Source organism: Arthrobacter sp. Dra40, assembly GCF_059091905.1.
In genome coordinates this window covers 1-26,042 of record NZ_JBNHHB010000070.1, presented here as the reverse complement: position 1 = coordinate 26,042, position 26,042 = coordinate 1, and the positions used below count along the sequence as shown (strand labels likewise).

Here is a 26,042-nt window from a genome sequence, read left to right as displayed (position 1 = left end):
GGTTGCCTACCTCGCCTCCGATGCGGCTGCCAAGGTGACCGGACAGGCGATCGGCGTGGGCGGCGACCGCCTGCAGCTGTGGTCCCACCCGGAGGCCGTCGCCACCGAGTTCATGGACGGCGGCTGGACCTACGAGGCGCTGACCGAGCGCTTCGACGACCTGTTCGGCAGCCGGCTGCAGAGCGTGGGCGAGGAGTTCCCCGAGCTGCCGGCCGACCTGCAGCCCGAGCCGGCAGCCAAGTAGCCATGGCCATCCGCTACGAGCTGGGACTTGATGTCGCGTCGCTGACAGCGATCGACATGCACGTACACATCGAAATCGACGGCCACGGACACGTCTCGCTGCCGCAGGAGCTGATGGATGCCTCCAGCAAATACTTCAAGGCGGAGGAACGGACCCCGTCACTGGACGCCATCGCCGAAACCTACCGGGAACTGAAAATGGCGGCCGTGGTATTCACGGTGGACGCACGGACCCGACTGAAGCACGAACCGAACAGCATCGAGGACATTGCCGAGGGGGCAGCGCGGAACAACGACGTGCTGATTCCGTTCGGGTCCGTTGATCCGCTGACCGGCGCCCAGGCAATGGACCGGGCGAAATTGCTGGTCGAGGACTACGGGGTGCGCGGGTTCAAATTCCACCCCAGCCTGCAAGGCTTCAACCCGGCCGACGAACGGTATTACCCGCTGTGGGAGGCTTTGCAGGCGCTGGGCCTGCCGGCCGTCTTCCATACGGGGCAGAACGGGATGGGCGCAGGCACGCCCGGCGGCTCCGGCATCAAGCTGGGGTACTCCAACCCGCTGCTGCTGGACGAAGTTGCCGCGGACTTCCCCCAGTTCCAGATCATCATGGCGCACCCGTCGGTGCCGTGGCAGGACGAGGCCAACTCGATCGCCACGCACAAGTCGAATGTGTTCATTGACCTCTCCGGCTGGTCGCCGAAGTACTTCCCGGAGTCCCTGGTGAAGCTGTCCAATTCAGTGCTGCAGGACAAGGTGCTGTTCGGCACCGACTACCCTCTCATTACCCCGCAGAAGTGGCTGGGAGCGTTCGCTGACTTGCCGCTAAAGGACGAGGTCCGGCCGAAAATCCTCAAGGACAACGCAGTGCGCCTGCTGGGGCTGGACGGAGCGCAGCGGTGAGCGCCGTGGCCGAAGAAAAGACCGGGGCGCCAGCCTCGTTCTATCCGTCCGATCAGTATGGCTACGCCACCCTGTTGAGCGATGCCGAACAATCCGTGCTGGGGCGGCTGCGCGGCGTGCTGCAGGAACAGGTCCAGCCGCTGCTGGCCGAGTACTGGGAACAGGGCGAATTCCCGTACCAGATTGCCCAGCCGCTGTATGACCTGGATCTGATGGCGCCGGCCGAACTGACCAGGGACGGCGCAAAACCGTCCGGTCTCTATGAGGGTTTCCGCAACTTCGAGCTCGCCCGCACCGATGCCTCCATCGCTACGTTCTACAACGCCCAGTCGGGCTTGTTCCGCACGGCCGTCAACCTGGGCGGCAACGCCGAGCAGGCGGCCGAGCTGGACCCGAAGATCCGCAGCTTCGAATTCACAGGCGTTTTCGCGCTGACCGAACCCGAGCACGGATCGGACATCGCCGGCGGGCTGGAAACCAGTGCCCGCCGCGACGGAGACGAATGGATCATCGACGGGGCCAAGCGCTGGATCGGCGGCGCTGCCACGGCTGATGTGCTTGCGGTCTTCGCCCGCGACCAGGCAGACAATCAGGTCAAGTGCTTCCTGGTTCCGACGAACTCCCCCGGCGTCGAAATCTCAAAAATCCTCCGCAAAACCTCGCTGCGGATAATGCAGAACGCCGACATCGCGCTGGCAGGAGTGCGCGTTCCGGAGTCCGCGCGGCTGCAGAACGTCAACTCGTTCGCGGATGTGGCGTCGCTGCTGCGGAACATGCGCTCCGACGTCGCGTGGATTGCTGCCGGCATCCAGGCCGGCGCCTACGAAGCCGCCCTGCGCTACGTCAAGAATCGCCAGCAGTTCGGCAAGCCGCTGGCCGGCTTCCAGTTGGTCCAGGAGAAGCTGGCCACCATGCTCGGCAACCTCACGGCCTCGCTCGGCATGGCCGTGCGGCTGACCCAGCAGCAGGAGGACGGCATCTACAAGGACGAGAATTCGGCGCTGGCCAAGATGTTCTGCAGCGCCCGGATGCGGGAAACCGTCGCCCTGGCCCGCGAAGTCGTCGGTGGCAACGGCATCACGCTGGACACCGACGTCGCACGCTTCCATGCCGACGCCGAGGCCGTCTATTCCTACGAAGGCACCCACGAAATCAACGCACTGATCGTCGGCCGGGCCATCACCGGCACCGGCGCTTTCCGCTAGAACCAAACCGCAAATATCCACCAAGGAGCACCATGAGCAACACCGTTGTCAGCCTCGAGGAACTGCCCAACCTGGTCGGCAAGGATCTGGGCTACACGGACTACCGTGAAATCACGCAGTCCCAGATCAACACCTTCGCCGACGCCACCGATGACCACCAGTGGATCCACACCGACCCCGAGAAGGCCAAGGAAGGCCCGTTCGGCGCGCCGATCGCGCACGGCTTCCTGACCTTGTCGCTGATCATTCCGCTGTGGAGCGAACTGTTCGACGTGGACGGCGTCAAGACGAAGGTCAACTACGGCCTGGATCGCGTCCGCTTCACCAGTCCGGTGAAGGTGGGCTCCAAGGTCCGCCTGCATTCAGTGATTTCCGAGGTCACCGAGGTCAAGGGCGGCGTGCAGATCAAGACCAGCAACACCATCGAAATCGAAGGCGAGGAACGCCCAGCGGTCGTTGCGGAGTTCCTGGCCCGCTTCTACGCCTGATCTTTTCCGGCCCAGGCCAGCTGCCGGGGCTCTTTCAGGGGACACAAACCGGCCACAACTATTGATTTATTCAACTATTGTATCTACCTTGTACTTAGTTGTGGTGCCGGTCACAGTCAGCCCCCGGATGGCCGGGGGTGGCGGCACCATTAAACTCAAGGAGCAATATATGAAGAAGCACCTCGCCACATTGCTGGCCGGCGGCGCGATCGCCGCCATGGCTTTGACCGGCTGCGGCTCCGGCTCCCCGTCCGGATCCAGCGAAGCCCCTGCCGCCGGGACCGGCGCGGCCAGTGCCGGACTGACCAAACTGACCGTAGGCGTCCTGCCGATCGCTCCTTCGGGCGCCATGCAGTACGGCATTGATGAAGGCATTTTCGAAAAGCACGGTTTGGATCTGGAGCTGCAGACCGGTCAGGGCGGCGCCGCGATGCTGCCGGCCGTTTCCACCGGCACCATGAACTTCGCCGTGGGCAACCCGCTGTCGGTGATGACAGCAGTAGACAAGGGCCTGGACATGAAGATCGTGTCCGGCTACAGCAACTCCAAGGCTAAAGGCGAGGACATCAACGCGGTGATCGTCAAGGCCGACTCGGGGATCAAGTCCTTCGCGGACCTGGCGGGCAAGACCACTGCGGTCAACACGCTGAAGACCCAGGGCGATTTGACCATCATGGAGTCGGCGGCAATCGACGGGGGAGACCCGTCCAAACTGAAGTTCAGTGAAATGCCGTTCCCGGACATGGAAGCCCAACTGGAGCGCGGCAATGTGGACGCCATCTGGGTCCCGGAGCCGTTCCAGTCCAAGGCACTGGCCAACAAGGACTACAAGCTGCTGGGCTACCCGAACCAGAAGGCCTTGCCGGGCCTGCCGACCATGGTCACCTTCACCAGCGGCAACTACGCGCAGCAGAATCCGGACATCGTTGCCGATTTCAAGGCCGCCGTTTCGGAAACCCTGACTGCCGCAGAAGCGGATCCGGCCGGCGTGCGCGCTGTCCTGCCGAAATTCATGGGCATGCCCGAAGAAGTGGCCAAGAACCTGAAGATGGAAACGTTCGACGCGAAGGCTCCGGTGGACGTTCTCAGCAAAATGGGCGAACTGATGGTCAAGTACAAGTATGTGGACAAGCAGCCGGACGTCCCGGCCATGATCGTGCAGTAGTTTTCTCCAGCACGGGGCAGGGGCGGTTCCTGGTTTTACCGGGGCCGCCCCTGCTGCGTGTCGTGGCAATGCAGCGCCGAGGCCGGCCAATGGACTGCAACCTGCTCCAAGCATTCTTCGCGTGCGCACTGGCAGACTGACGGGTGCGGCGCAGGAAGTGGCCCGCGATTTTTCCCAGCATTTATCCCCGCTGGCGGCTCATTTCTGTGGTCCGACAAGCACTCGATGCCTAGACTCGCAAGCAGCGGGTGACATCCCGGTCTGACACGAGGGAGTGCATGATGAAGCGTCTTGTGAGCATTGTCTGTGCCGCCGCCGTGGCGGCAACTCTGGGGGCGTGCGGTGCGGGGTCGCCTTCCGGTGACTCGGCCGCAACCAACGACGGCGGTGCCTCCCCGGCACCGGGGTTGACCGCGGTGACTGTGGGTGCCATTGCGATTGGCGACGTGGCGCCCATCTACCTGGGCAAGGCCAAAGGGTTCTTCGAAGAGGAAGGCCTTGACCTGACCATCGAGAACACTACCGGCGGTGCCGTGTCCATCCCGGGTGTGGTGAGCGGCAGCTTCGACTTCGCCTTCGGTAACACCGTCTCGCTGATGGTGGCCCGCGACCAGGGGCTGGACCTGAAGTACGTGGTTAACGGAACGCGCGCCTCCAACAAGGATGACGTTGATTTTGCCGGAGTTGTGGTGGCGAAAGATTCGGATATTCGGAAGGTCACCGATTTGGAAGGCAAAACCGTTTCCTCCAACAACTTGGCCAACATCGGCGACACCACCGTCCGCACTGCTGTGGACAAAGCCGGCGGGGACGGCTCCAGCCTGAAATTTGTGGAAGTGGCCTTCCCGGACGCGCTGGCCGCGGTGGAGAACGGCCAGGTGGATGCCGCGCTGATCCTCGAGCCGTTCCTGACCCCGGCCATCAAGAGCGGGGCGCGGGTAGTGTCCTGGCCGTACCGCGAATCGCACCCGAATCTGGACATTGGCGGCTATTTCACCAGCGGGGACACGATTAAGAAGGATCCGGAACTGGTGAAGAAGTTCACCGCGGCGATGACCAAGTCGATGAATTATTCCCAAGAGAACCCGGACGAGGTCCGGAACATCATCGGCACGTACACCAAGACCGACCCGGCCCTGCTGAAAGAGATTGTGCTGCCGCGCTTCGACCCTAAGTTCGACCGCGACGCCGTCCAGACGCTCGCCGACGCCGCGCTTAAGTACGGCACCATCGACAAGCCGGCGGACCTCGACGCCCTGCTGCCGGCCGACGGCCAGTGACCCGCGCAGCGGAAGGAGCTGCTGATAACAATACGGGTGCATCGTTGACTCCTACCACTATGGACGTAGATACTGTGAGCCGGGGCACATCCGTGCATTCTGAGTGGTTGATTGGGAGAGGGAACCCGTGAAGAGAATCAGGGCAGCAGTGGCATTGGCGGCGGTGCTGGCGTTGACGGCGTGCGGCGGAGGAAGCCCATCGGGCGGAGGCGGGCAATCCGCTCCTGCCGGCGGCGGCGAAACCGCCGGCGGGCTCACCCACATCAACGTGGGCGTGATACCCATCGTCGACGTGGCGCCGATCTACCTTGGCGTGGCCGAGGGAATCTTCAAGGAGGAGGGCCTGGATGTCGAACTGACCCAGGCGCAGGGCGGCGCGGCGATCATCCCCGCAATCACCAGCGGCCAGATGGACTTCGGCTTCAGCAACGTCACCTCCCTGGTCATCGCCCGGTCGAAGGGGTTGCCGCTGCAGATTGTGGCCCCCGGGCCGTCCTCGACCGGCAATCCTGACAAGGACTTCGCCGCCGTGATGGTCAAGTCCGACAGCGACATCAAGTCGATCAAGGACCTCGCGGGCCGGAAGATCGCCGTGAACACGCTGAACAACATCAGCGACTCGACCATCCGCGAGGCCGTCAAGGAGGCCGGCGGCGACTACAAGAACATGAACTTTGTCGAGATGCCCTTCCCGGACATGCAGGCAGCACTGGAGGCAGGCAACGTCGACGCCATCGGCGCTGTCGAACCGTTCCTGACCATCGCCAAGGAGTCCGGCGCGCGGGCGATCTTCTCGAACTACGCGCACCCCATCGACAATCTGAGCGTGGCGGCGTACTTCACGTCCGATGACATTGCGGCGAAGGATCCCAAGACCACCCAGGCCTTTATTGCCGCGATGAAGAAGTCGCAGGAATTTGCCCAGGCCAACCCAGACAAGGTCCGCCAGATTTTGCCGACGTACACCAAGTTGAACCCGGCGGTGATCGAAAAACTGACTTTGCCCAAGTTCGAGCAGCAGGTCAATGCCGCTTCGATTGAGCGTATTGCCGAAATTTCACTTGAAAACGGGCTGATTGACAAGAAGCCGGACATGGCAGCCCTGATGCCGCACTAGGAGGAAACCACGTTCCGGGCGGGCTGTGGTCCAGCCCGGCGCGTGCTGTTTCGATGATGCCCCTTCCGCAGCGGCGGGAGGGGCATCATCTGCCTCTCCGGCCGCGGTCTTGGCTGCGTGGCGCAACGCTGGGCGGCTTGGGGGCCGTCCGCCGGAGCGGTTCGCGAGGCGGAACTGGCTGACCCGCGTCGGTAAAATCCACAACTATTGACATTCTCAACGATCCGGCGCTAGGTTTGAAAAGTAGCCGCTGTGATGTGCTTCACGCGGCCGTGCTGGGTTGGCCCGGACACCGGGCATGTTGAAAGGGTTTCGAACGATGCAGAATCAGGGTCTTGGTGCCTGGCTTCACAAGCGCCGCATGAAGTCTGCGGAGAAGACCGCGATTATCAGCAGCGCCGGCGAAATGACCTATGGGAAGTTCGCCGAGCGCGTGGACCGGTTGGCCAATGCCTTGGCGGACCGCGGGATCTCGAGGGGTGACCGGGTGGCCTACTTGGGAGAGAACCACCCTGCCTTCCTGGAGACCTTCTTTGCCTGCGGCACCTTGGGCGCCATTTTCGTCCCGCTGAACACCCGGCTGGCCCCGCCCGAGATCCAATTCGCCCTGCAGGATTCGGGCAGCCGCGTCCTGGTTCACGCCCGCAGCCTGGAGCCGCTGGCCGCTCGGGGCAGTGCTCTGCTGGGGCTGAGTCACCGCATTGTGGTGGAAGATTCTGCCGCCCGCACGGCGTCCGGGAGCGAAAACGGTGCCGAGGCAGGGGAGCCGGGCACCGCCGTCGAACTCCTGGAAGCTGTCATCGCTTCCGGTTCGGGGGAGCACCGTGATGTAGCAGTCTCGCTGGATGACCCGGCCATGATCCTCTACACATCCGGGACCACCGGGCGGCCCAAGGGTGCCCTGCTCACACACGGCAACATGACGTGGAACAGCATCAACGTGCTGGTGGACTTCGACATGGCCAGCACTGACGTTGCCCTGATGATCGCGCCCATGTTCCATGTGGCGTCCCTGGGCATGGGTGTGCTGCCGGCCTTGCTCAAGGGTGCCACCGTGGTGCTGGAGCCGAAGTTCGATCCGGGTCGGACGCTGATGCTGATCGAGAAGTACAAGGCCACCAACATCAGCGGCGTCCCGACCACCTATCAGCTGCTGTGCGAGCATCCCGACTGGGACAAGACCGATATCAGTTCGCTTAACAAGCTGACCTGCGGCGGGTCCGCCGTGCCCATGCGGGTGCTGGAGGCCTACGAAGCGCGCGGGCTGTCCTTCACCAACGGCTACGGCATGACGGAAACGGCGCCCGGTGCCACCACCTTGGCGGCGGAAAAGTCCCGCCCCAAGGCCGGGTCCGCCGGGCTCCCGCACTTCTTCACCGACATCCGGATCGCCGATCCGATGGGCGCCGTCCTTCCCGCGAACGAAGTCGGCGAGATCCAGGTCTCCGGCCCGAACGTCATCCGCGAGTACTGGAACCGGCCCGATGCCACGGCCGAGAGCTACGCCGACGGCGTCTGGTTAAAGTCCGGTGACATGGGCTACGTGGACGACGAAGGCTTCCTCTTCATTTCCGACCGGCTCAAGGACATGATCATCTCCGGCGGCGAGAACATCTATCCGGCTGAGGTGGAGCAGGTCATCCTGGAACTGGAGGCGGTTAGCAGTGCGGCCGTCATCGGCGTCCCGGACGAAAAATGGGGGGAAGTGCCGCGTGCGGTGGTCACCGTCCGGGAGGGCTTCTCCGTGTCCGCCGAGGAGATCCAGCAGCATCTGGACGGGCGGCTGGCCCGCTACAAAATCCCCAGGTCCGTGGTCATTGTGGACGACCTGCCGCGCACGGCCAGCGGAAAGATCCGCAAGGCCGACCTGCGCAAGGAATACTCCAACTAGGCCGGCGCCAGCTACTTCCTGGCGCCGGCGGGCTGCTGGCGGGCTTCCTGCTGGTGGGTGTCCGGCTGGTCGGAGTAGAGCCGGTCGATGAGGTCAAGGCCGCGCCGGGCCCAGGTGATCTCCTGTTCGGCGCGGGCAACCAGCCCTTCGTACGTGAAGCGCTTGAAGGCCTTCACCCGCGTCCGTTCGCTGTCCGGGGTGCCGGCCAGCCGTCGATTAAGCATTTCGCTGCTATCGTCGTCGATCTCGCGGATCCGCTGCTCCCATTGCTGGCGCAGCACGGTGTGGTGCGCGATGTGGGCACGCATCTGTTCCCGCGCAGCATCCGGCTCGGCCCATTCCAGGTAGGCCGCCTTGAGGTGGGCCGGATCCCGCACGCGGGTGTAGTCGAGCGTGGTGTTCATCCAGTCCCGGAAGGCCCGCGTGCCGGCGTCGGTGATGTGGTAGCGGCGTTTCTTGCCGCGCTGGCCCCAGATGACCTCCTCGCCGTCGAGTAGGCCTTCCTGTTCCATCCGTCGCAACTCCGGATAGATCTGGGAGTCGGGGGCATGCCATACGTGCCCGACGGAAGCCTCGAATTCCTTGTACAGGTCATACCCGGTCATCGGTTCGACGCTAAGCAGCGCCAGCAGGGCGTAGCGGAGACTCACTGATCCAACTTTCTATCACTGTGTTGCCAATCACTATATCCATCGATAGTCTGAGGGCCACACCACTATCTACATAGATAGTTGGTCAAACGGTCCACCAGCTGACCGTGCTTGGCGTGACTCCCGCTGCCGGCCGTCACTGTCGATGGCTGGCACCGGCTACTGGAAGGAACCCCTGTGACTGCTGTCCAGACCACCAGCTCCACCACCCACAAGGTCATGGGCCACCCGCTCAACGCCTGGTATGTCGCAGGCTGGGACCACGAGGTGACCCGCAAGCCGATGGCGCGCCGGATCGCCGACCGTCCGCTGGCGCTCTACCGCACGGAGGACGGGAAGGCGGTGGCGCTGGCCGACGCCTGCTGGCACCGGCTGGCCCCGCTCTCGATGGGCAAGACCATGGGCAAAGACGGTATCCAGTGCCCGTACCACGGCATCGTGTACAACTCGGCCGGCCGCTGCGTCTCCATGCCGGCGCAGGAGACGATCAACCCGTCCGCCACCGTCCCGTCATTTCCGGTGGTTGAGCGCCACCGGTACGTCTGGGTGTGGCTGGGCGACCCGACCCTTGCCGATCCTGAGCTGGTGCCTGACATGCACCAGATGGACTCGCCCGAATGGGCCGGCGACGGCGAAACCATCCACGCAGAGTGCAATTACCAGTTGGTGCTGGACAATCTCATGGACCTCACCCACGAGGAATTCGTGCATTCCTCATCGATTGGGCAGGAAGAGCTGAGCGAATCCGACTTTGTGGTCACCCGCGAAGGAAACACCGTCACCGTCACGCGCTGGATGCACAACATCGACGCCCCGCCGTTCTGGCTAAAGAATATGCGGGACAAATTTCCCGGCTTCGAGGGCAAAGTGGACCGCTGGCAGATCATCACGTTCCAGGCCCCGTCCACCATCTGCATCGACGTCGGCGTGGCCAAGGCCGGCACGGGCGCCCCGGAAGGTGACCGCAGCCAGGGCGTCAACGGCTTCGTGATGAACACAATCTCACCCGAAACCGACCGCTCCTGCCATTACTTTTGGGCCTTTATGCGCAACTACCGGCTGGACAGCCAGCTGATCACCACGCAGTTGCGCGACGGGGTGCACGGTGTCTTCGGCGAGGACGAGGCAATGCTCAAGGCCCAGCAGGAGGCCATCGACGCCAACCCGGACTACGAGTTCTACAACCTGAACATAGATGGCGGCGGTATGTGGGTGCGCCGGCTGATCGAGCGGATGCTGGTGGCGGAAGGCCGCATGGCTTCTGCTGTCCAGGCCGGCGTCTAGGAAGGGGCAGGGAACGACATGGCAGCGACAAACAACGAAGTCTGGCAGCAGGCCACGATTGCGGACGTGCAGGATGTTGCCGCCGGCATTCGGCGCATCGTGCTGCAGCCGGACCTGCCCCGGAAGGCAGAGCCGGGGTCGCATGTTGACCTGATGGTCCGGATTGACGGGGAGGATCACAAGCGCTCCTATTCGATCGTGGATTCGGACGATGACGGACGGCGGCTGGCGCTCAGCGTCCTGAGGGCCCCGTCCAGCCGTGGCGGCTCCGAATTCATGCACACGCTGCGCCCCGGCGATGCGCTGCAGGTTACCCAGCCGCTACAGAACTTCCCGCTGCGCGTGGGCGCCGAACGCTACATCCTGCTGGCTGGCGGCATCGGTGTCACCGCGATGGTCGCCATGGCCCGCGTGCTCAAAGCGGTTAAGGCCGATTACGTCATGGTGTATGCCGGCCGCAGCCGCGGTGCCATGGCGTACCTGGAAAAGCTGGAAGCCGAACATGGCAACCGGCTGGAGGTCCACGTGGACGACGAAGGCAGCGCGCTTCGGGTGGACAGCCTCGTGGCGCGCGCCGGCATGGACACCGAGCTGTACATGTGCGGGCCCATCCGCCTCATGGATGCCGTTCGGAGGGCGTGGGCCGAACGCGAACTGCCCCTGCCGAATCTGCGCTACGAAACGTTCGGCAACAGCGGCTGGTTCCACCCGGAGGAATTCGTGGTGAAGATCCCGCGGTTGGGAATCGAGGCCACGGTCGGCCAGGGCCGCTCCATGTTGGAGGCACTCGAAGACGCGGGAGCCGACCTGATGTTCGACTGCCGCAAGGGCGAATGCGGCCTATGCGAAGTGCGCGTCCTGGAACTGGATGGCGTGATCGATCATCGCGACGTCTTCTACAGCGAACGCCAACGCCACGCAGCCGCAAAGATGTGCTGCTGCGTTTCCCGGGCCGTCACCTCCGCGACCGGGGCCCACGGCGACGCCGACGCAGTCCGCGGCCCGGCCGTCGTCACCATCGAGGTCTCCTAACCGCCCCAGGTGCCTCAGGAGGCGGCGGGGCGACGGCGGCACTCACGTGAGCGCCGCCGTCGTGCTGAAGGGCTGAGCCCCGCGTCAGGAGCCGGTCGTTGCCGCCGGTTCAAGTGTCCGGTCCAGCGGATGCTCGATCTCGTCCTTGAGCATCCCGCCGAAGGCGAGCGCCAAGACCGCCAGCACCGGCAGGGCGAGGCCCACGAGCAGGAAGATCAACCAAACCGGGACCACTTCACCCACCGGCCCGGCCAGCGCCATGGATACCGGCATCAAGGCCAGCGAGACGAAGAAGTCCAGGCTCGAGATCCGGCCCAGCAGGTGCGGCGGCACCCGGCGCTGCAGCAGCGTGCCCCAGATAACCGCGCCGGCGCTGCCGGTTGCACCGACCACAAACAGTGCCGCGGCCATCGCCCAAAAGCTGCCGGTGAAGCCGATGACAGCGATCGGCAGGGCGCCCGCGCCCCAGCACAGCAACATCACCGTCAGGTAGCGCCGGGGCAGCCGCAGCGAGGCCGTGACCATGGCTCCGGCGGCACCACCGACACCAAAGATGCCGAGCAGGAAGCCGAAGGTGCGCGAGTCTCCGCCCAACTGGTCCGTCACCGCAAACGGCAGCAGCACTTCGATGGGGCCGATGAACAGGAGCACGCTGACGACGGCCCACAGCAGTGTCCAGAGCAGCCAGGAAGTTTTGACGGTGTAGGAGACGCCCTCGCGTAGATCCGCCAGAACCGAGCGGCGCGTGGCAGCGGGTTCGTCCTTGGTGCTGGCCGACGCGGTTCCTGGGCCGGGGACCTGTTCCTGGCCGAGGAAATTCAGAATGATCAGTGCGCAGAGGTGGCACAACGAGATCCAGCCCATGGCTGCACCGGGTGAGAAGGAAGCGACGACCATGCCTGCGGCCGCTGGCCCGGCGGCCTGCTGCAGCAGGGGCCGCATGGTGCCTTCCATGCCGTTGGCCGCCAGCAGGTCGTCAGCGGGCAGGATCCTGGGCAGGATCGCCGAGTAGGCAGGGAAGAAGAACGCCGCCCCCACACCCAGCAGGAAGGCCGCAGCGGCCAGGTGCCAGAGCTGCAACATTCCAGTCGAGGCCAGCAGGGTCACCCCGCCGATGGCCAGCAGGTTGGCCGCCTCCACGCTGATGATCAGCCGACGGCGCGGAAGCCGGTCGGCCGCAATGCCGCCGAGCAACACGAAGGCCAAGAGACCGATGCTCGAGCAGGTCGCGACGAGTGAGAGCTGGATGGGCCCACCGCCCAAGGCGATGACCTGGTAGACCATGGCCACCGCCCACATGCCGGTGCCGAACACCGAAATGGCCAGGGCCGCTATGAGGACCCTGTAGTTGCGGTGGGCGAACGGCCGCAGTGCGCGTGGCGGGGGCATGATGGTTCCTGGGAAGGGGCGGGAAAGCCTCAAGTATCCACCCACTGATTGGGAAATGCAAACCAGTCAACACCGCACTATCCGCTGCGGAACCCGCCTTGTTCCGCCCGCGCCGCTCTGCCCGCTCCGCAACCCTCTATATCCGTAGTGGTTTTGCGGCTAGACTCGCTGCAAGCCGGTCCCCAGGTGACCGGCACCACACGTGGAAGGACCTCAGGCTATGGCTGACCCGAAACACGCGCCCTCGGACGCTGCCCGTGCGATGCTCGACGACTTCTCGCTGGAGATGACAGGCAAGGACGTTCCTGCGCTGCAAGACGCAGCAGGCACTATCCCTCCGGGAACGCGGATCAATGTCACGTTCCTGGGGAATGAGGACCTGCCCACGCGGGTTTCCGCGGCAGCAGCAGTCAAGCGGCACGGCTTCGTGCCGGTGCCGCACATCTCCGCGCGCCGGTTGGAGTCGCAGACCGAGCTGGAAAACTTCCTGAAGGCCCTGTCCGCCGACGCGGCGCCAGAGGATGTCTTCGTGGTCGGTGGCGACCCCGCTGAGCCGATGGGGCCCTACTCCGACTCGCTTGAGGTAATCCGGAGCGGACTGCTGGCGAAGCACGGTATCCGCCATGTGGGCATCAGCGGCTACCCGGAAGGGCATCCGGACATTTCCGGCGACGTGCTGTGGAAGGCGCTGGAAGACAAGTATGCCGAGCTGCAGCGGCAGGGCCTGGAAGCAGTCATCATCACGCAGTTCGGCTTCGACGCGGATCCGGTGTTCGAGTGGTTGGCCGAAGCCCGCCGTCGTGGGATCCATGCGCCGGTGCGCATCGGTGTCCCCGGGCCGGCCGGGGTCAAGCGCTTGCTGAACTATGCCAAACGCTTTGGGGTGGCCTCCTCGGCCGGGATCGTCCACAAGTACGGTTTCTCCCTGACCAACCTGCTGGGAACCGCCGGACCGGACAAGTTCCTGGAGGAATTCGCAAGCCGTTATGATCCGTCCGTGCATGGCACGGTCAAGCTGCACTTCTACACCTTCGGCGGCATGAAAGCCACGGCCGATTGGGTCAAGGACTTCCGCGCCGGACGCTAGGCTCCAGGATTCCGGAGGCGCGCCGGGATGGTTCGGCCGGCGGGCTTCGGGACCGTTCGGACGCCCATCGGCGGATAGTTGAAACAGGGACAGCGGCCTTCATCAACCAGGCGCCGGACTAACGGCTTTCGGTCCGCGGGCGACCGTTTCTGTCCACCATCAGCACAATTTGTCCATCTTTTGGCGCCCTAAAGCCCGCTGACTAGGAGCGATGTCATCAGGGCCGCCGAAACGCGGACAGCGGGGGCTGTGTGTCGCGGCTAGAGGCTAGTGGGAGGAATGCAAGCGGGCGCTCGCCGTGGTGGCAGCGCGGCGGGGCATCGGGGCCAGCCGACGCGCCCGGGGTGGCAAGGACACCGGGGCCGAAGCCGGAGATTCTAACCGCCGGTCTGCTCGGGCTGACTAGGATCCCGGGCCGAGGCCGCGGGATTCGTGCCCGCCGGGACACCCAAAGAGGTCAGGATTCCCGGGCCGCGGCCGGGGGATTCCGTGCCCGCGCCCGGTTCCGGGCCCTGTTGCGCGCCCCTGCTCTGTGATTAGGTAAAAGGAGGGCGCACCGGCGCCTGAGGGAAGGAGCGCCATGAGCGAGCAAATCAACAATCCGGACCGCTTTGACCGAAAGGGCCGGGACGAGACCCCGGGCGAAACGTCCCGCGATGAAGAAGTGCTGGCGCCGGGTGAAATACCCCCGGACGCCAAGCAGGGACTGGCCAACGTCTACGGAGACGCCGATCGGACCTCGATTGATGACCCGGTCCGCGCGCCGGGCCCCGAGGACGCCGCGGCCATCGAGCATATGGAACAGAACTACCGCGTCGGGGAGACCGAGTCCGGCGAACGGTACGTCGAGGAGACCGCCACGCAGGAAGACGGCGCCTGACGCCACCCAGCGGCCACGAACGTCAGCGGCGGGGAAGGTACCGTGAGGTACTTTCCCCGCCGCCGCCGTCGTGCTGATGGCAGTGTGGCTCAGGCCTTCTGGCCGGAGCGCCAGCCGCCCGGGTAGTCCTGGCGGACCGCCGAGGAGTAGGGCACCGGGCTGACAATGGCACGCACGTTGAGCTGCTGGTGCGGCTCCACCGTGGTCTTGCGGCTGCCGCCGTCGGGCTCGCCCCACACCACGGTGACCTCGGTGCCTTCCGGCACGTCGGCGTCCACGGTGGCCAGCGAGAGTCCCTTCTTTTCATTGGCGGAATAGCCGGTGAACATGGACAGTCCGATCGTCTCGCCCGCGGCGTCGAGCACCGCGTCGTAGTTGGACGAGCCGTAATTGGCCAGCGGCAGGTCAAAGTACTTGTACGGTGTGCCATCGGTATCGAAGAGCGAGCCGAAGATCTTGGCCATGTCTTCGTCGTTCCACGCCAGCGTGACCTTCTTGCGCTGGGCGGCGGGGTCGATCTTCTCCAGCGCCTCGCGGCCGATGAAATCATGGTCGAACTTCACCATGTGGCCGTAGCCCAGTTCCCACGGGTTGAGGTAGTAGTCCTCAATTTTGTCCGAGACGAAGCTGCCGGCGACCGCGTTGACCGCCTCGTAGCTGTCGGCGCCGAGCCACTCCCGGTAGGGGCGCAGTTCCTCGCCGGTGTAGATGGCCGGCAGCGGGGACGGGATCCAGCCCGATTCCAGGGTGTTGGACGGGTAGGCGCGTGATCCCACGGCCAGCATGCCGAATTCCTGGCCGGCTTCAAGGATGGTGTCGCGCACCTGGTCATACGTCTCGTAGGGCCCCCAGATCTCCAACCCCGGCGCCCCGGCCATGCCGTGGCGCAAGGTCTGCACCTGGCGCCCGGAAACCTGCATCTTGTCCATGTTGAAGAACTTCAGCTGCTCCACGGGACCGCCGTTGACCTTCTCGATGATCTTCCAGGCGTTGGGGCCCTGGATCTGGAAGCGCCAGTACTTGCGCTTCACCGGCTGCCCCATCGGACGCGACGGGGAGCGGCGGTCCACCTCGATGTCCACGTCGTAGCCACCGGTTTCGCCATGGTAAATCAGCCAGTTGGCTGCGGGGGAGCGGCCCACATAGACATACTCGCCCTCAACTTCGTGGAACAGGATGCCGTCGCCGATCACGTGACCGGCCGGGGTGGTGGGAACGTACTGCTTGGCCTTGTTTACGGGGAAGTTGGCCACCGAGTTGATGGCCGTATCCGAGATCAGTTTCAGGGCGTCCTTGCCCTTGATGAACAGATTGTCCATGTGGTGCGACTGGTCGAACAGCACTGCCGTTTCACGCCAGGCGCGCTGCTCACTGCGCCAGTTGGTGAATTCGGGGGCAACGACCGGGTAGATGTAAGCGCCGATCTGCGAGTTCCGCAGCATCTCGACGGTGTTGCCGGACTGGTCCAGGACTTCCTGGAGGTTCTTGGCAGACATATGTTTGTCCTCCTCGATGACGGGTCGGAGTGTGACGCAGTGCACACCCCCAAGACACCTCGACTCTATATCTATGGAGGTAGTTATGTCGACGGTTCGTGGCGGACGGTTTTGTGCCCGGCCTTCCGCAGGCAGACATCCGGCAGCAGTTGCACCCCGGACCAGGGCGGATTGAAGCCCTGCTGTTTTTGGTTGCTTCACGTCCGCTGACGGCACAAGAGAAGTTCCTGGCCCCCGGGTTTCGGCTGCTGCTGCTTAGGTGTAGCCTCAATCTGGCCTCACTTCGATCCTTTGCTGAAAGTTGCGTCACGTCCCGATGCTGCTCCGTTTAATCCGCCATTACGGCCGCCCTTACCTTCCCTATGTTTTCGCGGTGGTTGTGCTGCAGTTGATCGCCACCATCGCTGCGCTGTACCTGCCCAGCCTGAACGCGCAGATCATCGACGAGGGTGTGGCCCGCGGCGATACCGACTACATCTGGAGCACGGGCGCCGTGATGCTGGTTGTCAGCTTCGTCCAGGTGGCCGCGGCGATTGCCGGTGTCTACTTCGGCTCCAAGGCCGCTATGGCCGTTGGCCGCGACCTGCGCCGCGGCATTTTCCACAAAGTCACCGGGTTCTCCGCCCGCGAAGTCGGACAATTCGGGGCCCCCAGCCTGATCACCCGCGGCACCAACGACGTGCAGCAAGTGCAGATGCTCGTGCTGATGGGCCTGAACTTCATGGTGATGGCGCCCATCATGTGCATCGGCGGCATTATCATGGCGCTGCGCGAGGACCTCCAGCTGTCCTGGCTGGTGTGGGCGTCGGTGCCGCTGCTGTTCGTCGTCGTCGGGTTGCTGGTCTGGAAGCTGATGCCGCTCTTCCGCACCATGCAGAAGAAGATCGACAACATTAACGGTGTGCTCCGTGAACAGATCACCGGCATCCGCGTGGTCCGGGCGTTCGTGCGCGAGCCCTACGAGGCCCAGCGCTTCGAGAAGGCCAACCGTGAACTGACCGATGTTTCGGTCTCGGTCGGCAACCTGTTTGTGCTCATGTTCCCCTCGATCGGCATGATCCTTCACCTGGCCACGGCAGCAGTGCTGTGGTTCGGCGGACTGCGCGTGGAAGCAGGCGAGATGCAGGTCGGTGCCCTGACGGCCTTCCTGCAGTACCTGCTGCAGATCCTCATGGCGGTGATGATGGGCACCTTCATGGCGATGATGATTCCGCGGGCGTCGGTCTGTGCCGACCGCATCGGCGAGGTGCTCGACGTCGAGCCCTCCGTGCATGAACCCGCAGAGCCGCAAAAAGCCCTGGTGCCCTCCGGCATGGTTGAGTTCCGCGATGTCACCTACTCCTATCCTGGCGCCGAGGAACCCGTGTTGCGCAATGTCAGCTTCACGGCCCGGCCCGGGCAGACCACGGCAATCATCGGCAGTACCGGCGCGGGCAAGACGACGCTCATCAGCATGCTCCCGCGGCTGTTCGACGCCGACAGCGGCGAGGTGTTGATCGACGGCATTCCGGTCACCCGGATGGAGCGCACCGACATCACGGACCGGGTGGCGCTGGTGCCGCAGCGGCCCTACTTGTTCTCCGGAACGGTGGCGCACAACCTGCGGTTCGGCGATCCGCACGCCACCGACGAAGAACTCTGGCAGGCGCTGCGGGTGGCCCAAGGGGAGGGCTTCATCCGGGCCAAGGACAAGGGGCTGGAGTCAGCGGTCTCGCAGGGCGGCACCAACGTTTCCGGCGGTCAGCGCCAGCGTCTGTGCATTGCGCGCGCGCTGGTGGCCAAGCCCAGGGTCTACCTGTTCGACGACTCGTTCTCCGCGCTGGACGTGGCCACCGATGCCAGGCTGCGGGCCGCGCTGAAGGGGACCACCAAGGACGCGACCGTCATCATTGTGGCCCAGCGCGTGGCCACCATTCTTGATGCGGACCAGATCCTGGTGATGGAGCACGGACAGATTGTGGCCAGCGGCAGCCACGAGCAGCTGCTGCAAAGCTCGGAGACGTATCGGGAAATCGTTGAATCCCAGACTGCGGTGGAGGAAGTGGCATGAGGCCGGACAAAGAAACCCAGTCTGAGGTTGCCACCGGAGCCGACCGGGTGGCCGACGGAGGGAACCCGGTGGTTGCCGGACCCGATCCGGTGGCGGCCGGACCGGGCCCGGTGGCTGCGCCGACGCCCGGGGCTGCAGCCGAGGCCGAAGCCGAGGTTCTGGATGAACAGTTCCAGCCGGGCGAGGCCGACAAAGACTTCATGACCGGGACCCCGGCCCGCAAGGCCCAGCACTTCTGGCCGTCTGCCAAGCGACTGTTCGGGCTGCTCAAGCCGGAGAAGGCCAGGATTTTCCTGGTCCTGGCCATGGTGCTGGTGGCCGTGGTGCTGAACGTGATTGCACCCAAGGTGCTGGGCAACGCCATGGACGTGATCTTCAACGGCGCCATCGGCATGAACCTGCCGGCCGGGGTCAGCCAGGACGAGGTCATCGCCGGACTGCGCGCCCAGGGCCAGAACCAGTTTGCGGACATGCTCAGCGGGATGGAACTCATCCCCGGCATGGGCATCGACTTCGAACTGCTGGGCAAGCTGATCCTGCTGGTGCTGGGGATGTATGTTGTTGCCTCGCTGTTCATGTGGCTGCAGGGCTGGTTGCTGAACCAGGTGGTGATGCGCGTGGTCTTCGGGCTGCGCCGCGATGTCGAGGCCAAACTGAACCGGTTGCCGCTGAACTACTTCGATACCCGCCAGCGCGGCGACATGCTCTCCCGGGTGACCAACGACGTCGACAATATCCAGCAGGCACTGCAGCAGGCCTTCGCGCAGCTGGTCATGTCTGCGCTGAGCCTGTTCGGCATCACCATCATGATGTTCATCGTCTCCTGGCAGCTGGCCCTGATCGCCCTGATTGCGCTGCCGCTGTCGGCAGTGGGCGCCGGGCTCATCGGCACCCGCAGCCAGAAACTGTTCACCGCGCAGTGGAAGAACACCGGAGCGCTCAACGGACACATTGAGGAATCGTTCAGCGGCCATGAGCTGGTGCGCGCCTTCGGCCGCGAACAGCAGTCGGTGGAGCAGTTCGACGAGAAGAACGAGGAACTCTACAACGCGTCCTTCGGCGCGCAGTTCGTCTCCGGCATGATCATGCCGGTGATGCAGTTCATCTCGTACCTGAGTTACGTGGGCATTGCCGTGGTGGGCGGCCTGCGCGTGGCTTCCGGATCCATGAGCCTGGGCGACGCCACGGCCTTCATCCAGTACTCGAGGGAATTCAACCAGCCGCTGAGCCAGATGGCCGGCATGGCCAACATGCTGCAGTCCGGCGTGGCTTCCGCCGAGCGCGTTTTCGAACTGCTCGACGCCGACGAGCAGGCACCGGACACCGCCACGGAATCGCTCCCGGCCAAGACCGATGGCCAGGTCCAGTTCCACAATGTCAGCTTCAGCTACACCCCGGACAAGCCGCTGATCGAGGACCTTTCCTTCGCCGCTCGGCCGGGCGAAACGGTGGCCATTGTGGGGCCGACGGGGGCCGGCAAGACCACTCTGGTGAACCTGGTGATGCGGTTCTACGAGCTGGATGCCGGCCGGATCACGCTGGATGGCGTGGACATCACGGCCCTCAGCCGTGCCGAACTGCGCTCCAAGGTGGGCATGGTGCTGCAGGACGCCTGGCTGTTCGGCGGCTCCATCTACGACAACATCCGCTACGGCAACCTGGACGCCACCGAGGAAGAGGTGATGGCGGCGGCCAAGGCCACCTTTGTGGACCGTTTTGTGCGGGCCCTGCCGGACGGCTACGACACAGCGATCGACGAGGATGGCAACAACGTCTCCGCCGGCGAGAAGCAGCTGATCACCATCGCGCGCGCTTTCCTGGCCAACCCGTCGCTGCTGATCCTGGATGAGGCGACCAGCTCGGTGGACACCCGCACCGAGCTGCTGGTGCAGCATGCGATGGCCGCGCTGCGCACCGACCGGACCAGCTTTGTGATCGCGCACCGGCTCTCCACCATCCGGGACGCGGACGTGATCCTGGTGATGGAGGACGGCAAGATCGTCGAGCAAGGCAACCATGCGGCGCTGCTGGCGGCAGAAGGCGCGTACTACCGGCTCTACATGTCGCAGTTCGCGGCGGCGAAGGATCCGGTGTCCTAATCCTCTGAACCGGGAACGTACGACGGCGCTGCCCGCCTCGGGCGGATCCCGCACCCCGGGAGGGCCCGCCGTCGGGCGCTTAGCGGGTGGCGCTGTGGGCGATTTGCTGCGCGGCACGGCGCAGCAGGGGAAGGTGGGTGGCCGTGGCCGTCTCCAAGGTGTCCGGGGTGGCCAGCATGTTGACGCCCACGGCGGCGATCACCGCACCGGTGCTGTCCCTGACGGGCACGGACAGGGTGCGGTGGCCCTGCTGCAGTTCGCTGTCATTGACGGCGTAACCCCGGCGCCGGACCAGCTCGATCTCCAGCCGGAAGCGTTGGGCGTTGTCGATGGTCTGTTCGGTCAGCCTGCTCAGCGGGCTGCCGTCGACGGCAGCACGGAAGTCCTCTTCGCACAGTCCGCCCATCAGCACCTTGCCCATGGAAGAGGCGTGCGCCGGAATCCGCGTACCGACGGTCAATCCGGCGCGGATCATTCCGGGCACCCGGGTGGCCGCGATGCACATGACCTCTTCGCCTGCCAGCACGCCGGCAGTGCAGGGTTCTTCGAACTCGTCTGTCAACCATTGGACTGCCTGGCGGGAGGCGAGGGCCAACGGAGAGCCGGACAGGTAGCCGTCGCCCAACTCGAGGACCTGATGCGTCAGCGAGAACCTCTCATCCCGACAGCGCAGATAGCCCAGCTGGACCAGCGTGCGCAGCACCCGTGCCGTGGCGGCTCGGTTCAGGCCGGCACGGGCAGCAATGTCGGCGGCCCTCATCTGCGGATGGCCGTCGTCGAATACGCTCAACACGGACAGTCCGCGCGCCAAGGTGCGCACGGACGGCTCGGCCTGGGCCTTGGTATCTGGCGCCCCGGAGGTGATAATCATCACTGCCGAGGATACCCGGCCGGCCAGGGAATCGTGACGGCGGTTACACCCCGCATGGTGCTAGCCGGCGTCGGGCTGGTCCTCAAGTACGCCGCGGACTGAGGACCCCGGAACCCACATCACGTCGCCGTGCTCGGCATTGGCCGCGCGGGCCATCACGAAAAGCAGGGCTGACAGCCGGTTGAGGTAGCGTCCCGTCTCGAAATTCACCACGTCGCCGTACTGGTCCAGGGCCGCCCAGACCGCGCGTTCGGCCCGGCGCACCGCCGTCCGCGCCTGGTACAGCAGCGCCGCCGCTGGGGTTCCGCCCGGCAGCAGCATGCCGCTGAGGTCGCCGGCTTCCTGCTTGAAATGCTCGATGGCGCGTTCCAGCCGCTCCGCGTGCCCGGGGATGATGCGGGCATCCACCGGGTGGTCGCTGGGATACGGCACCAGGAGGTCGGCCATCAGGTCGAACAGATCGTTCTGCACGCTGACCAGCACGGCGTTGACCTCCGCAGGCAGCCCGCCGCTTGCCATGGCCACTGCCACCGCTGCGTTGGCAGCATCCACCTCGGCGTGCCCGGCTACTCGAAGATCGTTCTTGGACACTTCGCCGTGGCTGCCGAAGACAGTGCGGCCGGTGTCTCCATAGTGGTCTATTGGGGTCCGGTCATCGCTTGTAAAGTCGCCAACTGCATTCATGCCTGCCATCATACTGACGGGACGTTTGACATCGAAGAGCCACAGGAAGCCCGGGCAGCCCAACCGGTGACAACAGTGAGGACCATGATGAGCAGCGAATACACCGGCCCCTTGCCGACGGTATCCGGGGAAGCGGATAGCGACGGACAGGGCGGCTGGAAGACCGTCGATAAGACGGTTCTCTTTGTTTCCGGCGGCATAATTGTCGCCGTATGCCTGCTGGGCGTTTTCTTCACCGAACAGGTAACCGAAGTCACAGGAGCGATTCTCGGGTGGGTGACCACCACCTTCGGCTGGATCTTCATCCTTGGAGCGACAGGCTTCGTGGCCTTCTCGCTGGTGCTGGCTTTCGGCCGGTACGGCAATATTCCGCTTTCCCGCGAGGGCGAGGCGACCGAATTCTCCACGCTGTCATGGATCGCCATGATGTTCAGCGCCGGCATGGGTATTGGCCTGATGTTCTTCGGCGTCTACGAACCCGTGACGCACCTGGCCTCGCCGCCGCCGTTTGTGGATGCGGCCCCGGGATCGCCCGAAGCCGCGAACAACGCCATGGCCTATACGCTCTTCCACTGGGGCTTGCACCCGTGGGCCATCTACTCGGTAGTTGGTCTGGCATTGGCCTATTCCACCTACCGGATGGGCCGGGGCAACCTGATGAGCTCGCCCTTCCAGGCCATTTTTGGCAAGGAACGGATTGAGAAAAAGGGCTGGGGAAAGCCCATCGACATCCTGGCGATCATCTGCACCAAATTCGGTTCAGCCACCTCGCTGGGCCTGGGAGCGCTGCAGATCGCGGCCGGCCTGGCGCTGCTGCGGACCGGAACGTTCGAGGAAACCCCGGGAGTCGCAGCGCCGATCCTGATCATTTGCGTATTGACGGTGGGCGTGGTGATTTCGGCCGCCAGCGGCATCTCCCGCGGCATCAAGTGGCTGAGCAACACCAACATGGTGCTGGCCGCCGTGCTGCTGGTCTTCGTCTTCGTGGTCGGCCCCACCGTCTTCATCCTTGACCTGGTGCCCGCCGCCATCGGAGACTACCTGACCAACCTCGTCCCCATGAGCTTCCATTCGGCCGTCTTCGGCGGCACGGAATGGCTGGCCAACTGGACCATCTTCTACTGGGCCTGGTGGATCTCCTGGACCCCCTTCGTGGGCACGTTCATCGCCAAGATCTCCCGCGGCCGGACCATTAAGGAATTCGTCCTGGGCGTGCTGCTGGTCCCCACCGCCGTGAGCGTCATCTGGTTCTCCGTCTTCGGCGGTGCCGGTATCCACCTGCAGTTGGGCGGCGAAAACATCGCCGGCGCCGGAAACGAGGCGGCTGGCTTCTTCGCCGCGCTGCAGCACTACCCGTTCTTCATCGGCGCAGCCATCGTGGTCATGGTCCTGACCGCGGTGTTCTTCGTGAGCGGTGCCGATGCCGGCGCCGTCGTGCTCGGAACGCTGTCCTCCCGTGGCCGCAAGGACCCGTGGAAGCCGCTGGTCATCATGTGGGGCGTCTTGACCGGCACCGTCGCCGCCGTGCTGTTGTTCGTGGGCGGACTGAATGCCCTGCAGACGTTTACCATTCTGGCCTCGACGCCCTTCGTGCTGATCATGGTCGGGTTGTGCATCTCGCTGTACGTGGACCTGCGCCGGGACCCACTGCGGCAGCGGCGCCCTGGCCCGGTACGCGGCGCAGTCAGTGTCCCCAGCAACGTGCCGTTCGCCGTGCCGTCGACCTCCGAGATGGACATCGTCCCGGCCGCACAGCCGGAGCGCATCGATGGTTCCGGCGCCATCGACCACCCCAAGGGCGGATTGCCCGAAGATACCGGCGACGGCAGAAAACACGGACACCACCCATAGCGGCTGCGCAGACGGCGGGACCGGCCTCATCATGCCGGTCCCGCCGCCTGGTGGTCCCGTGGTCGCCGTCGAGCGCGGATTGGATCGCCGTTTTGTGGTGACAGCTAAGTTACCTGCGGGTAACATGACGGCATGCATCTCATCTTCCGTACCCTCCTGCTGCTGTTCCAGGCCCGGCGCCGGCCTGCCGTGGGGATCTGGGATTCAGCCTCGCTGCCCCTGCGAGTGCTGCCCACCGACATCGACATCGCCATGCACGTGAACAACGGCATGTATTTCTCGTTGATGGACCTGGGGCGCTTCGACCTCATGGTGCGTGCGGGTGTCTGGGACGTCTTCCGCCGCAAGGGCTGGGCACCGGTGGTTGGCGCCGAGACCATTGCCTTCCGCAAATCGCTCACACTAGGCCAGCGGTACACCATCGAAACCCGGATTATCGGCTTCGACGACCGGGCTATTTTCTTTGAGCAGCGGATGGTGTCCGGTGACGAGATCTACGCGCGCGCCTATATCGCCACCCGACTGGTCTCGAAGCACGGACCGGTCAGCAACGAGGAGATTTTCGCTGCCGCAGGGCAGCGGCCGCCGGCGGATCTGGTGCTGCCCGGGTGGCTGCATGAGTGGCGCGAGAACAACGCTCTGCCCAGCACCCGCAGGCCCGCCCCGCACAGCTGGATCCGCTGACTCTGGTCGGTCGCAACCCGTTCCCCTACGCTAGGGGGATAGGAGGTGAGCGGCCATGATCGCAGCACCCGGAGACCGGATCGTCATCAGGGGCAAGACCGTGGAATCGTCGGACCGCCACGGCGAGGTTACGGAGGTCCGCGGCAACGACGGCGCCCCGCCCTACGTCGTCAGATTCGACGACGGGCATGAAAGTATCGTCTTCCCCGGCACCGACTGCAGCATCGAGCCTGCTGCCCGTTAAGCCGCCAGCGGCTGCCCGTCAAACCGCCAGGCGGCGGGCGCGCAGCACGCTGTCGGTCAGCGTCCCGGGCTGCCCGTCCGGGCCCGTGACCTGCCTTTCGACGGACTCCACGGTCTCCAGCACCCAGCCGGGGGAATTGAGTTTCAGCCGGGCGGCGAGTTCAGCGGCGGTGGGCAGCGGTTCCTCGGGCTCCGGATGCTCCGACCAGGGCGGAAACGATTCGTGGCCAACGACCAGCAAGCTGCCCCCGGGTGCGACGGCGCCGGCGGCAGTTGCGAGGATGGCGGTGCGGGGCAACTCAATCGGTGAGTGGAGGAACTGAGCGCAGACCAGATCGTAGCGGTCCTGCGGTTCCCAAACCACCAGGTCCTGCCGCACCCACTGGATCCGGTCGGCAACGCCGGCTTCCTCCGCGTGTTTGGCCGCCCGCTCCAGCGCGACCCTGGACACGTCGAGGCCGCTGACCCGCCATCCTTGGGTGGCGAGCCAAATGGCGTCAGCACCCTCGCCGGAACCCAGCTCCAGTGCCGTCCCCGGGCGCAAGCCAGAGACTTCCCGAACCAACATCGCATTCGGGCGGCCGCTCCACACCTGGTCCCGTTTGCCGTAGAACGATTCCCAGAACTGGTCTGGATCTTCCGTGCGGTGATGGTGGTGGTCCATGCCCCCAGACTCTACGCTCGCTTCGGCCTGCAGTGGAGGGAAGAAATAAAGCCGGGCATCGCCGTCGTTGTGCCGAATGTGTGCCCGCGGCAACTTCCGCGGGTGGTCCCGCAACGAAAGGCCCGACGCCGTGAACGTACCTTTGTCTATCCTTGACCTGGCAACCATCGGCCCCGATGAGACCGTGGGCGAAAGCCTGGCCGGCAGTGTGGCCCTGGCGCAGCGGGCGGAAGAGCTGGGCTACCGGCGGGTTTGGTATGCGGAGCACCACAACATGGCCTCCATTGCGTCCTCGGCCACCAGCGTGCTGATTGCCCACGTGGCCGCCCATACCAACACCATCCGCCTGGGCGCCGGCGGCATCATGCTTCCCAACCATGCACCACTGACCATCGCCGAGCAGTTCGGGACGTTGGAAGCACTGCACCCGGGACGGATCGATCTGGGCCTGGGCCGTGCGCCGGGCAGCGACCAGAACACGTTGCGCGCGCTGCGCCGGGATCCGATGAGCGCGGAATCCTTCCCGCAGGACGTGCTGGAGCTACAGGGCTACCTGACCGGACAGAGCCGCATCAAGGGCGTGGACGCGACGCCGGGCAAGGGCACCAACGTCCCCCTGTACATCCTGGGCTCCTCATTGTTCGGCGCCAAGCTCGCCGCGGCGCTGGGACTGCCGTACTCGTTCGCCTCGCACTTCGCACCGAACGCCCTGCAGGATGCCGTGGCCGTCTACCGCCGCGAGTTCCAGCCCTCGGAGCAGCTGGCCGAACCGTACGTGATCGCCGG

At 64.8% G+C, this 26,042-nt stretch carries 23 protein-coding genes and 1 pseudogene; 18 read left to right on the top strand and 6 right to left on the bottom strand.

Translation table 11 applies throughout. The features are described from left to right. The 8 genes and pseudogenes from AC5RWT_RS21695 to AC5RWT_RS21660 all read left to right on the top strand — a co-directional run. A pseudogene (locus tag AC5RWT_RS21695) lies at positions 1 to 244 on the top strand (dehydrogenase); the annotation flags it as partial. A gap of 2 nt (positions 245 to 246) precedes the next feature. Beyond that, positions 247 to 1,146 carry an amidohydrolase family protein gene (locus tag AC5RWT_RS21690; protein ID WP_494081958.1) on the top strand — a complete coding sequence of 300 codons (900 nt, stop codon included), beginning with the start codon at positions 247 to 249 and terminating at the stop codon, positions 1,144 to 1,146. Next, positions 1,143 to 2,351, top strand: a complete 1,209-nt coding sequence (locus AC5RWT_RS21685; RefSeq protein ID WP_494081957.1) for an acyl-CoA dehydrogenase family protein — start codon at positions 1,143 to 1,145, stop codon at positions 2,349 to 2,351. The genes AC5RWT_RS21690 and AC5RWT_RS21685 overlap by 4 nt, the downstream gene beginning before the upstream one ends. A 32-nt stretch (positions 2,352 to 2,383) precedes the next feature. Next, positions 2,384 to 2,839, top strand: a complete 456-nt coding sequence (locus AC5RWT_RS21680; RefSeq protein WP_493967020.1) for a MaoC family dehydratase — start codon at positions 2,384 to 2,386, stop codon at positions 2,837 to 2,839. Between the two features lie 169 nt (positions 2,840 to 3,008). Next, on the top strand, positions 3,009 to 4,004 hold the full coding sequence (locus tag AC5RWT_RS21675; protein ID WP_494081956.1) for an ABC transporter substrate-binding protein: 996 nt from the start codon (positions 3,009 to 3,011) through the stop codon (positions 4,002 to 4,004). Between the two features lie 281 nt (positions 4,005 to 4,285). Next, positions 4,286 to 5,284 (top strand): ABC transporter substrate-binding protein, encoded by a 999-nt coding sequence (locus AC5RWT_RS21670; protein WP_494081955.1) that lies wholly within the window; start codon positions 4,286 to 4,288, stop codon positions 5,282 to 5,284. Between the two features lie 127 nt (positions 5,285 to 5,411). After that, positions 5,412 to 6,401: an ABC transporter substrate-binding protein gene (locus AC5RWT_RS21665; RefSeq protein ID WP_494081954.1), complete on the top strand. Its 990-nt coding sequence runs from the start codon at positions 5,412 to 5,414 to the stop codon at positions 6,399 to 6,401. A 319-nt stretch (positions 6,402 to 6,720) separates the two neighbouring features. After that, complete coding sequence (locus tag AC5RWT_RS21660) at positions 6,721 to 8,292, top strand: acyl-CoA synthetase (RefSeq protein ID WP_494081953.1); 1,572 nt, start codon at positions 6,721 to 6,723, stop codon at positions 8,290 to 8,292. A gap of 11 nt (positions 8,293 to 8,303) precedes the next feature. Here the strand turns inward: AC5RWT_RS21660 and AC5RWT_RS21655 are convergent, their stop codons facing one another. After that, positions 8,304 to 8,942 (bottom strand): PadR family transcriptional regulator, encoded by a 639-nt coding sequence (locus AC5RWT_RS21655; RefSeq protein WP_494081952.1) that lies wholly within the window; start codon positions 8,940 to 8,942, stop codon positions 8,304 to 8,306. A gap of 177 nt (positions 8,943 to 9,119) precedes the next feature. On the opposite strand from AC5RWT_RS21655, the gene AC5RWT_RS21650 reads away from it, so the two are divergent. Together AC5RWT_RS21650 and AC5RWT_RS21645 are read left to right on the top strand one after the other, a co-directional pair. Beyond that, positions 9,120 to 10,226, top strand: coding sequence for an aromatic ring-hydroxylating oxygenase subunit alpha (locus AC5RWT_RS21650; RefSeq protein WP_494081951.1), 1,107 nt, complete (start codon positions 9,120 to 9,122; stop codon positions 10,224 to 10,226). A gap of 18 nt (positions 10,227 to 10,244) precedes the next feature. Further along, positions 10,245 to 11,258 carry a PDR/VanB family oxidoreductase gene (locus AC5RWT_RS21645; protein ID WP_494081950.1) on the top strand — a complete coding sequence of 338 codons (1,014 nt, stop codon included), beginning with the start codon at positions 10,245 to 10,247 and terminating at the stop codon, positions 11,256 to 11,258. An 84-nt stretch (positions 11,259 to 11,342) separates the two neighbouring features. Here the strand turns inward: AC5RWT_RS21645 and AC5RWT_RS21640 are convergent, their stop codons facing one another. Further along, on the bottom strand, positions 11,343 to 12,680 hold the full coding sequence (locus AC5RWT_RS21640) for an MFS transporter (protein WP_494081949.1): 1,338 nt from the start codon (positions 12,678 to 12,680) through the stop codon (positions 11,343 to 11,345). Between the two features lie 187 nt (positions 12,681 to 12,867). Between AC5RWT_RS21640 and AC5RWT_RS21635 the strand changes: the two genes are divergently transcribed. Further along, positions 12,868 to 13,734, top strand: a complete 867-nt coding sequence (locus AC5RWT_RS21635; RefSeq protein ID WP_494081948.1) for a methylenetetrahydrofolate reductase — start codon at positions 12,868 to 12,870, stop codon at positions 13,732 to 13,734. 580 nt (positions 13,735 to 14,314) lie between these two features. Further along, positions 14,315 to 14,614, top strand: coding sequence for a hypothetical protein (locus AC5RWT_RS21630; RefSeq protein ID WP_494081947.1), 300 nt, complete (start codon positions 14,315 to 14,317; stop codon positions 14,612 to 14,614). A gap of 89 nt (positions 14,615 to 14,703) precedes the next feature. Here AC5RWT_RS21630 and ligM read toward each other — a convergent pair whose 3' ends face one another. Beyond that, complete coding sequence (gene ligM, locus AC5RWT_RS21625) at positions 14,704 to 16,110, bottom strand: vanillate/3-O-methylgallate O-demethylase (protein ID WP_494081946.1); 1,407 nt, start codon at positions 16,108 to 16,110, stop codon at positions 14,704 to 14,706. Positions 16,111 to 16,426: 316 nt separating this feature from the next. Here ligM and AC5RWT_RS21620 point away from each other — a divergent pair, with 316 nt between their 5' ends. Beyond that, the gene (locus AC5RWT_RS21620) at positions 16,427 to 18,160 is read left to right on the top strand and encodes an ABC transporter ATP-binding protein (RefSeq protein ID WP_494081945.1); all 1,734 of its coding nucleotides are present in this window, start codon (positions 16,427 to 16,429) and stop codon (positions 18,158 to 18,160) included. Between the two features lie 200 nt (positions 18,161 to 18,360). Continuing rightward, complete coding sequence (locus tag AC5RWT_RS21615; protein WP_494081959.1) at positions 18,361 to 20,259, top strand: ABC transporter ATP-binding protein; 1,899 nt, start codon at positions 18,361 to 18,363, stop codon at positions 20,257 to 20,259. 79 nt (positions 20,260 to 20,338) lie between these two features. On the opposite strand, the gene AC5RWT_RS21610 is transcribed toward AC5RWT_RS21615, so the two are convergent. Together AC5RWT_RS21610 and AC5RWT_RS21605 are read right to left on the bottom strand one after the other, a co-directional pair. After that, positions 20,339 to 21,130 (bottom strand): IclR family transcriptional regulator, encoded by a 792-nt coding sequence (locus tag AC5RWT_RS21610; RefSeq protein WP_494081944.1) that lies wholly within the window; start codon positions 21,128 to 21,130, stop codon positions 20,339 to 20,341. 60 nt (positions 21,131 to 21,190) lie between these two features. After that, complete coding sequence (locus AC5RWT_RS21605) at positions 21,191 to 21,814, bottom strand: cob(I)yrinic acid a,c-diamide adenosyltransferase (RefSeq protein WP_494081943.1); 624 nt, start codon at positions 21,812 to 21,814, stop codon at positions 21,191 to 21,193. A gap of 84 nt (positions 21,815 to 21,898) precedes the next feature. Here AC5RWT_RS21605 and AC5RWT_RS21600 point away from each other — a divergent pair, with 84 nt between their 5' ends. From AC5RWT_RS21600 to AC5RWT_RS21590, 3 genes are all read left to right on the top strand, one after another. Then, positions 21,899 to 23,665 carry a BCCT family transporter gene (locus tag AC5RWT_RS21600; protein ID WP_494081942.1) on the top strand — a complete coding sequence of 589 codons (1,767 nt, stop codon included), beginning with the start codon at positions 21,899 to 21,901 and terminating at the stop codon, positions 23,663 to 23,665. A 132-nt stretch (positions 23,666 to 23,797) separates the two neighbouring features. Then, complete coding sequence (locus AC5RWT_RS21595; protein WP_494081941.1) at positions 23,798 to 24,349, top strand: acyl-CoA thioesterase; 552 nt, start codon at positions 23,798 to 23,800, stop codon at positions 24,347 to 24,349. Between the two features lie 55 nt (positions 24,350 to 24,404). Then, positions 24,405 to 24,593, top strand: coding sequence for a DUF1918 domain-containing protein (locus AC5RWT_RS21590; protein ID WP_493967003.1), 189 nt, complete (start codon positions 24,405 to 24,407; stop codon positions 24,591 to 24,593). 18 nt (positions 24,594 to 24,611) lie between these two features. On the opposite strand, the gene AC5RWT_RS21585 is transcribed toward AC5RWT_RS21590, so the two are convergent. Then, positions 24,612 to 25,256 (bottom strand): SAM-dependent methyltransferase, encoded by a 645-nt coding sequence (locus AC5RWT_RS21585; protein ID WP_494081940.1) that lies wholly within the window; start codon positions 25,254 to 25,256, stop codon positions 24,612 to 24,614. 130 nt (positions 25,257 to 25,386) lie between these two features. Here AC5RWT_RS21585 and AC5RWT_RS21580 point away from each other — a divergent pair. After that, positions 25,387 to 26,042, top strand: a 656-nt coding sequence (locus tag AC5RWT_RS21580) for an LLM class flavin-dependent oxidoreductase (RefSeq protein ID WP_494081939.1), incomplete at its 3' end; no start/stop codon positions are given.

Bases quoted from the DNA above. Each gene is read 5' to 3' on its own strand.
- AC5RWT_RS21690 (WP_494081958.1), top strand. From the start codon at position 247: ATGGCCATCCGCTACGAGCTGGGACTTGATGTCGCGTCGCTGACAGCG.
- AC5RWT_RS21680 (WP_493967020.1), top strand. From the start codon at position 2,384: ATGAGCAACACCGTTGTCAGCCTCGAGGAACTGCCCAACCTGGTCGGC.
- AC5RWT_RS21675 (WP_494081956.1), top strand. From the start codon at position 3,009: ATGAAGAAGCACCTCGCCACATTGCTGGCCGGCGGCGCGATCGCCGCC.
- AC5RWT_RS21670 (WP_494081955.1), top strand. From the start codon at position 4,286: ATGAAGCGTCTTGTGAGCATTGTCTGTGCCGCCGCCGTGGCGGCAACT.
- AC5RWT_RS21660 (WP_494081953.1), top strand. From the start codon at position 6,721: ATGCAGAATCAGGGTCTTGGTGCCTGGCTTCACAAGCGCCGCATGAAG.
- AC5RWT_RS21645 (WP_494081950.1), top strand. From the start codon at position 10,245: ATGGCAGCGACAAACAACGAAGTCTGGCAGCAGGCCACGATTGCGGAC.
- AC5RWT_RS21635 (WP_494081948.1), top strand. From the start codon at position 12,868: ATGGCTGACCCGAAACACGCGCCCTCGGACGCTGCCCGTGCGATGCTC.
- AC5RWT_RS21630 (WP_494081947.1), top strand. From the start codon at position 14,315: ATGAGCGAGCAAATCAACAATCCGGACCGCTTTGACCGAAAGGGCCGG.
- ligM (WP_494081946.1), bottom strand. From the start codon at position 16,110: ATGTCTGCCAAGAACCTCCAGGAAGTCCTGGACCAGTCCGGCAACACC.
- AC5RWT_RS21620 (WP_494081945.1), top strand. From the start codon at position 16,427: ATGCTGCTCCGTTTAATCCGCCATTACGGCCGCCCTTACCTTCCCTAT.
- AC5RWT_RS21615 (WP_494081959.1), top strand. From the start codon at position 18,361: ATGACCGGGACCCCGGCCCGCAAGGCCCAGCACTTCTGGCCGTCTGCC.
- AC5RWT_RS21610 (WP_494081944.1), bottom strand. From the start codon at position 21,130: ATGATTATCACCTCCGGGGCGCCAGATACCAAGGCCCAGGCCGAGCCG.
- AC5RWT_RS21605 (WP_494081943.1), bottom strand. From the start codon at position 21,814: ATGAATGCAGTTGGCGACTTTACAAGCGATGACCGGACCCCAATAGAC.
- AC5RWT_RS21600 (WP_494081942.1), top strand. From the start codon at position 21,899: ATGATGAGCAGCGAATACACCGGCCCCTTGCCGACGGTATCCGGGGAA.
- AC5RWT_RS21595 (WP_494081941.1), top strand. From the start codon at position 23,798: ATGCATCTCATCTTCCGTACCCTCCTGCTGCTGTTCCAGGCCCGGCGC.
- AC5RWT_RS21590 (WP_493967003.1), top strand. From the start codon at position 24,405: ATGATCGCAGCACCCGGAGACCGGATCGTCATCAGGGGCAAGACCGTG.
- AC5RWT_RS21585 (WP_494081940.1), bottom strand. From the start codon at position 25,256: ATGGACCACCACCATCACCGCACGGAAGATCCAGACCAGTTCTGGGAA.